We start from the raw sequence: 6,977 nt of genomic DNA, 5'->3' as shown, positions 1-6,977 counted from the left end.
TTTATTTTGTGGTGATTTAATAATATCAAGGCTGGAAGATAATGTATAGAAAAAATCCGTTAGAACAAACAAGTTCTAACGGATTTTCTATTTTAAGTATCTAGTTTTTTCCCAGACACTTTCTTTTATTTAAGGCTTCCTGACAAGAGTTCTGGTCTTTGGGCTAATTCTACATAAAGTGTTTTTCCTCGCAAAGAAAGTCCCTCTATCTCACGTCCTGTCTCAAAGCGGTAAGTCTTAAGCAATTTACCAGTCCGACTTATCTTTAAAATATAATCATTAAATGCTAAATAAAATTGCTTTTTACTTTTATCATAAGCAAAGCCTTGTACTGGTGAGCCATTGGACATAAAGTCTCCCTTTGTAGCTCCAACTTCTTTAGGAATCCACTTATCTCCACTCTTAGTTACTTCCCAGTATTCAAATTGATGCTTAGTTCCATTATGTTGTACGGCATAAAAACGATTATCACTAGTAAATACACCATTATGAATATATTTAGGATACTTAGAAGACCTATTCCAAATTTTAAAAGTTGAAATTTTCTTAATTTGTAAGTCCTTTTTGCTAATTTGCATTATTTCTTCTGATTGAGAGCTATTTTTTAAAGTATGATCATTAGCAATTACATATAGATATTTACTAGTCGAACTCAAAGTTTGACCATGCCCTAATTTAATATAAGGACTTACCTTTACATATTTAGCCAATCTAACAAATTGACTCCATTGTAAATATGGTAACCGCTGCATAATATATTTATCATTAATTGACTTAATATTATAGCCTACAATTCTAGCATATTGATTATTTTTTTCAGATGATGGATGGGCATACATACTAGCATACATCCAATTACCTGACATCGTCATTCCTTCAGGTACGGGACCTGTAGCATCAGCAGACGTAGTACCAATATTTAATGTAGCAGGTTGATAAAATTCAGTTTTTAATGTTAAATCACCACTTTTTAATGTATGTGATGTAGTTTCTGGAGCATAGCTACCACCCCAATTTCCAGAAGTTTTATAATGACTTAACCATGTCTTAGCAGAACCTCCAGATTGAGCAACAGCATTAGCATTAGCTATACCTTCTGTCTGATCACTTCGCACAGTGACATTAGCTGTAGCTTTAGCTTTTCCATAAGTATATTTAATTTTATAATTTCCCACAGCAGATGAAGAAATTGTCTTTTTAGAAATATGAACTTGACTAACGGGTACCATACTACCATATTTATCAGTTACATAATTAATTGCATCTTTGGTAGAAAATTTATAATCTGGATTATAGACTAAGCTAATATCTTTTGCTACAGAAATTTTACTTTTAGCAAACGCATTTTCATTAACCCATCCAGCTTTATGACCATCAATATAAACATACCAATAACGATATCCTCCCGCTTTACGAGAAGTTGTTGCCTGATAATGTGCATATTTTAACGTCTTAGTATTAGTAAGCCATCCACTTGGACCTCGTGAAGACATACTACTATAAATACCATAGTTTTTATTAGGATTTATAACTTTTATTTTATAAGTTCCTAAAGTCTTAGCTTGTACTGATGGTACTTGACTTTTTTGTAAAGATATCCCAAATAAAGCTAATAATACAGCTATCTTAACATTTCTTTTTTTCATTCCTTAACCACCTTATAGCTTTTTAATACTTCCCACATAAAAAGCAACGTATATAAAACAATACGTTGCTAATTATAAAACTTTATTGAAATAATTAAAAGTCACCAGCGGTACTAAACATATAATCTTTATGATGCCATTTCATTGAAAGAATCAATCCAACACCAATCATGTTGCTAAGTAACGCTGATCCACCTTGAGAAACAAATGGTAAGGGAATACCTGTTAATGGCAACACATCAATTCCCATTCCAATATTTTCAAAAATGTGGAATAAAAGCATCATAATAATTCCAGTAGAAATATAAGAATAGAATGCATTTTTAGTTTCAAAAGTAATATCTACCATCTGATAAATCAAATAGAAATAAATCAAAATTAATGCACAACTACCTACAAAACCAAAGGACTCGGCAATAACAGAGAACACCATATCTGATGTTCTAACAGGTACATATACACTTACCTTACCAAAACCAGCCCCAAACAGTTGCCCTGAGCCAACGGCTTTCATACTTTGCCACAATTGGTAGGCACCAGACGAAGTATCTCCATATGGCTTTAACCAAGAATTAATTCTTTGAAATTGATAAGCTTTAAAACCAATATTTCCTAAAACAGCTTGACCCCAATCAGTAGTAACTAATAAAATAGCCGCCGTTCCGACAACCGCTCCAATTACGGCAACAGGGACAATTATTTTCCAAGAAATACCTGAAACTAAAATTACCCCTACCACAATTGCAAAGAATACTAACATAGTACCAAAGTCATTTTGCAATTTTAACAAAATAGCTACCGGTAGCAACCAGGCCGCAATTTTACCTAGTAAAATCCAATCATTTTTAATTGTATGTGCGTATAAGGCATTATGTTTTTCAACTACCCGTGCCAACATTAATATAAACGCTGGCTTCATAATTTCCGAAGGTTGGAAAGTCAATGGTCCAAGTTTAAACCAACTTTTAGCCCCTGTACTCTGAGCTGTTGAACGATCATACAAAAATAGCACCGCAATCAGCAATACTATCCCTATACCATAAACTATTGGCGCGACTCGATATAATTGATCTGCATCAAATTGCATTACAAAAATGATTAAGACAACAGAGATTCCATACCACATTGCTTGAGACGCTACCATCTTAACAGGCGAACCCACTGAGGAATCATTGGCTGCGGCAACCCAGATTGCGTATAAACTGATAACAGCTAGCATAGCTACGGGAACCACTATTCCCCATGCAATTCGATCATACCAAGCTGCTTTTTTTTCAACTCTTGCCATGAATAATTCCTAACTTAATTAATATTAACTTTTATTTTTCGTGTAAAGTAAAGTATGAAAGTAATTCGTTAATTGCACTCTCTAAAGTTTTAGAGTAAAGACTATGATTACTCTTGCTAGAAACTACATGATAACGTTCTTCAACTTGTTCAATTACCCCAATTGAGCGTTTGCCAGGAATAATAACTTCCCAAGTTGGATTTGCTACACCCTTTTTTTCATTAACTTCAATATCAATACTTTCGAGTTTTCTTGACATAATATCTCCTATTTATTTTTATGAAAAGCTTCAGCAATTATTGGATCCTCATAACGTTCTGGATGTGGATTACGTCTAAGCGTAAAATTATCCGGAACTGGATCCACCCCGCCTCTAATGAACGGATTACACCTTATAATTCGAGCTCCTCCCATAATTAATCCCAAAACTGCCCCATGTTTTTTTAAAGCAGTTATCATATATGATGAGCACGTTGGATAATAGCGACACGAAGGAGGTAAAACTGGTGAAATTATTTTCTGATAAATTTTAACCAAGCTAATCAAAATATTCTTCATTGTAAACTATACACTTATTCTTAACTTAAAAATTGAAACAAACGTGTCCATGTTGAAGGAAAGAAAATTGCAAAGGGATTGGATCCTGCAACTCCACAACCAATAAAGGCACCAATAATTAAAGCAAGTAAAAGATATAAAACTATCTTTCCTATTTGCTTTAAATGCTTCAATAAAACAGTAGAATTAAAAACTTTATTATTCATAATTAATGTTTCTTACTATGCTGTTCAATATTTTGTAACAAAATTCCAGTTCCTAAAGCAACTGCTTCCAATGGCTCATCTGCAGTTAAAACAGGAACTTGAAGATAGTATGTAATTAAACTATCCAGATTCTTAAGCAAGGCGCCACCACCCGTTAACATAATTCCACGGTCAATAATGTCCGCAGAAAGTTCTGGGGGAGTTTGCTCCAAAACTTCTTTAGTAGCTGCCACAATTGACATTAAACCATCTTGTAGAGCGTTTTGAACTTCTGGAGCAGTAATTGTAACCTGCTTAGGCAAACCATTAACAATATCACGACCTCTAACTGTCATTGATTTATCAGGATCAGGTTTAAATGCATAACCAATTTGAATCTTAATTTGCTCAGCAGTTCGTTGACCAATAAGTAAGTTCTTCTCATTTTTCAAATAACTAATAATTGCCTTACTCATCGCATCACCTGCCCAACGCAAGGATCGAGAAGTTACAATTTCACCCATTGATAAAATAGCAATATCAGTAGTACCACCACCAATATCAATAACCATATTACCTTGAGGTTTAAAAATATCTAGTCCTGCACCAACAGCTGCTACCTTAGGTTCAAAATCAAGATACACTTGACCTCCACCAGATTTTTCAGCAGCTTGAATAATTGCTTTTTGTTCAATTGAAGTTATTCCAGTTGGTGCACAAATTAAAATATTAGGTTTTGACATAAAGCCTTTAACATTTAATTTTTCAATGAAATAACTTAACATTTCTTCAGTAATATCAAAGTCCGCAATTACACCATTTTTAAGCGGACGAATTACACGAATATTTCCAGGGGTACGTCCTACCATTTCATAGGCTTCAGTTCCCACTGCGACAACCTTATCGGTATTAGTATCAACAGCTACAACAGAAGGTTCGTTTAACACGATACCTTTACCTGATAAATTAATCAGTACATTGGCTGTTCCTAAATCGATTCCTATATCTCTTGCCACGTTTGTGCCTCCAGTATTTAATCAATAAAAATTGTAACACAAAAGTGCGATTACTTTAAGAATTACCCTAAACTTCACTATTCTTAATATTTTCTAAAACAATAATTTAAGAGCTGCAGACTGATCAATCAATGCTAATAAAAATTGAGCAACTAAATATCCTAAACTAATTGCTACAAATAATAGAAAAGCTTGTATTTCAAAAGTATGTCCTTTTCTAAAAAATTTTTCAACTCTTAAGGACTTTACAATTCTAAAAGAAATACCAATTGTTACTAAATATGTAATTATACTAACTAAAGCATGTACTCCAACTTGTTTCATTTTAATTTCCATTTATTACACAAAAAAGGGCCGACTTATGTCTGCCCTTTTAATTATATTACTTACCGTAATTATCATGAACGTTTAATCTGTTAACGGCACGACGCAAAGCAATTTGAGCCTCAAGATATTCTCTATCATTGTGCTCAGCTTCTGCTTCACGCATATGTTCCTGTGCACGTTGCTTAGCTGTCTGAGCACGCTTAACATCGATGTTTCGAGCTCTTTCAGCACTATCGGCGATAATAGTAGCTACATTATTAGAAAACTCTACATAACCACCATTAACTGCGATATGATCAATACGATCATTCATCTCATGGTCACGTTTTACTCTTACTTCCCCAATAGCTAGCGGAACAACAATTGGCATGTGATTATACATGATTGTAATATCACCATCAACTGCACGCATTTCTAACATACTAGCACGGTGTGAGTAAATCTCACCATCAGGTGTAACTACACTTACTGTTAAAAGTCTTTCTGGTTCTGCCATAGCGCATCACCCTACTTTGCTTCTAACATAGCTTGAGCTTCAGGATCTTTAGGAGTTACTCCCATTTCCTTAGCCTTCTTAATTGCATCTTCAATTGGACCAACGTTACGGAAGGCATCTTCAGGAAGATCATCTAATTTACCATCAATAATCATCTTAAAGCCCTTGATAGTTTCTTTAATTGGTACGTATGAACCAGGAATACCAGTAAATTGTTCAGCAACGAAGAAGTTTTGAGATAAAAAGAATTGAATTCTTCTAGCACGAGAAACAATTAACTTTTCATCATCTGATAATTCATCCATACCTAAAACGGAAATTATATCTTGAAGTTCTTGATAACGTTGCAAGATATGTTGAACTTGAACAGCAACTTGATAATGCTCTTCACCAACAACTTCAGGATCCAAAGCACTAGAAGTAGACTCTAATGGATCAACAGCGGGATAAATACCTTTATCAACTAAACTACGTTCCAAGTTAGTAGTAGCATCCAAGTGTGCGAAAGTAGTTGCTGGGGCTGGGTCAGTGTAGTCATCCGCAGGCACATAAACGGCCTGAATAGAAGTAATAGAACCCTTCTTAGTAGAAGTAATTCTTTCTTGTAATTGACCCATTTCAGTAGCTAAAGTTGGCTGGTAACCAACGGCACTTGGCATACGTCCAAGAAGTGCTGAAACTTCTGATCCTGCCTGAGTAAAACGGAAAATATTATCAATAAAGAGTAATACATCCAAACCTTCAACATCACGGAAGTATTCCGCAATTGTTAAACCAGTCAAGGCAACACGCATTCTGGCACCAGGCGGCTCATTCATCTGACCAAATACCATGGCTGTTTTAGCTAAAACACCAGATGCTTTCATTTCAAAGTAAAGATCATTACCTTCACGAGTTCTTTCTCCAACACCAGTAAAGACAGATATACCACCGTGTTCTTGGGCAATATTGTGAATCAATTCTTGAATGATAGTGGTTTTACCAACACCAGCACCACCGAACAAACCAACTTTACCACCACGAACATAAGGTTCCAATAAGTCAATAACTTTAATACCAGTTTCAAGAATCTCTTCACTAGTACTTAATTCATCATACTTAGGAGCACTCTTATGAATACTATCACGTTCAATATCATCAGGTAATGCTGGACCTCCATCGATTGGATCACCCAAAACATTAAATACACGACCTAATGTAGCTTTACCGACAGGAACAGAAATTGGAGCTTTAGTATCTTCAACTTCCATTCCACGTCTTAAACCGTCGGTAGAGTCCATTGAGATTGTTCTTAATACACCATCACCAAGTTCAAGCGTAACTTCAAGAACGATAGTTTTGCCGTTATTGTTTACTACACGTAAGGCATTATTAATGTCAGGTAAATCTTTGCCGATTGGAAATTCTACGTCAACGACAGGTCCAATAACTTGGACAATTTCGCCTTTACTCAAAAACATC

General features: G+C 34.9%; 9 protein-coding genes. All 9 read right to left on the bottom strand.

The annotated features are described in order from the left end of the window. Positions 1-125: 125 nt before the first annotated feature. Positions 126-1,646 carry an SH3-like domain-containing protein gene (locus HDR40_RS07775; RefSeq protein ID WP_290628041.1) on the bottom strand — a complete coding sequence of 507 codons (1,521 nt, stop codon included), beginning with the start codon at positions 1,644-1,646 and terminating at the stop codon, positions 126-128. Positions 1,647-1,740: 94 nt separating this feature from the next. Then, entirely contained in the window at positions 1,741-2,934 is a 1,194-nt protein-coding gene (locus HDR40_RS07770) for an FtsW/RodA/SpoVE family cell cycle protein (protein ID WP_290628039.1), read from the bottom strand. A gap of 31 nt (positions 2,935-2,965) precedes the next feature. Then, positions 2,966-3,193 (bottom strand): DUF2969 domain-containing protein, encoded by a 228-nt coding sequence (locus HDR40_RS07765; RefSeq protein WP_290628037.1) that lies wholly within the window; start codon positions 3,191-3,193, stop codon positions 2,966-2,968. A gap of 8 nt (positions 3,194-3,201) precedes the next feature. Next, positions 3,202-3,492 carry a membrane protein insertion efficiency factor YidD gene (gene yidD / locus HDR40_RS07760; protein ID WP_290628035.1) on the bottom strand — a complete coding sequence of 97 codons (291 nt, stop codon included), beginning with the start codon at positions 3,490-3,492 and terminating at the stop codon, positions 3,202-3,204. A 20-nt stretch (positions 3,493-3,512) separates the two neighbouring features. After that, positions 3,513-3,698: a DNA-directed RNA polymerase subunit beta gene (locus HDR40_RS07755; protein ID WP_290628033.1), complete on the bottom strand. Its 186-nt coding sequence runs from the start codon at positions 3,696-3,698 to the stop codon at positions 3,513-3,515. Between the two features lie 2 nt (positions 3,699-3,700). Beyond that, a complete protein-coding gene (locus HDR40_RS07750) occupies positions 3,701-4,693 on the bottom strand; it encodes a rod shape-determining protein (RefSeq protein ID WP_290628031.1) in 993 nt (330 codons plus the stop codon). A gap of 93 nt (positions 4,694-4,786) precedes the next feature. Further along, positions 4,787-5,017, bottom strand: coding sequence for a DUF1146 family protein (locus tag HDR40_RS07745; protein ID WP_290628029.1), 231 nt, complete (start codon positions 5,015-5,017; stop codon positions 4,787-4,789). 58 nt (positions 5,018-5,075) lie between these two features. Beyond that, complete coding sequence (locus HDR40_RS07740; protein WP_290628026.1) at positions 5,076-5,516, bottom strand: F0F1 ATP synthase subunit epsilon; 441 nt, start codon at positions 5,514-5,516, stop codon at positions 5,076-5,078. An 11-nt stretch (positions 5,517-5,527) separates the two neighbouring features. Continuing rightward, positions 5,528-6,976 (bottom strand): F0F1 ATP synthase subunit beta, encoded by a 1,449-nt coding sequence (gene atpD, locus HDR40_RS07735; RefSeq protein ID WP_290628024.1) that lies wholly within the window; start codon positions 6,974-6,976, stop codon positions 5,528-5,530. Between the last annotated feature and the right edge of the window lies 1 nt (position 6,977).

This window comes from Lactobacillus sp., from assembly GCF_014803895.1.
This window is presented reverse-complemented; position numbering and strand designations above follow the sequence as displayed.

Coding starts and splice junctions, on each gene's coding strand:
- HDR40_RS07755 (WP_290628033.1), bottom strand. CDS start 3,698: ATGAATAATAAAGTTTTTAATTCTACTGTTTTATTGAAGCATTTAAAG.
- atpD (WP_290628024.1), bottom strand. CDS start 6,976: ATGTTTTTGAGTAAAGGCGAAATTGTCCAAGTTATTGGACCTGTCGTT.
- HDR40_RS07745 (WP_290628029.1), bottom strand. CDS start 5,017: ATGAAACAAGTTGGAGTACATGCTTTAGTTAGTATAATTACATATTTA.
- yidD (WP_290628035.1), bottom strand. CDS start 3,492: ATGAAGAATATTTTGATTAGCTTGGTTAAAATTTATCAGAAAATAATT.
- HDR40_RS07740 (WP_290628026.1), bottom strand. CDS start 5,516: ATGGCAGAACCAGAAAGACTTTTAACAGTAAGTGTAGTTACACCTGAT.
- HDR40_RS07775 (WP_290628041.1), bottom strand. CDS start 1,646: ATGAAAAAAAGAAATGTTAAGATAGCTGTATTATTAGCTTTATTTGGG.
- HDR40_RS07765 (WP_290628037.1), bottom strand. CDS start 3,193: ATGTCAAGAAAACTCGAAAGTATTGATATTGAAGTTAATGAAAAAAAG.
- HDR40_RS07770 (WP_290628039.1), bottom strand. CDS start 2,934: ATGGCAAGAGTTGAAAAAAAAGCAGCTTGGTATGATCGAATTGCATGG.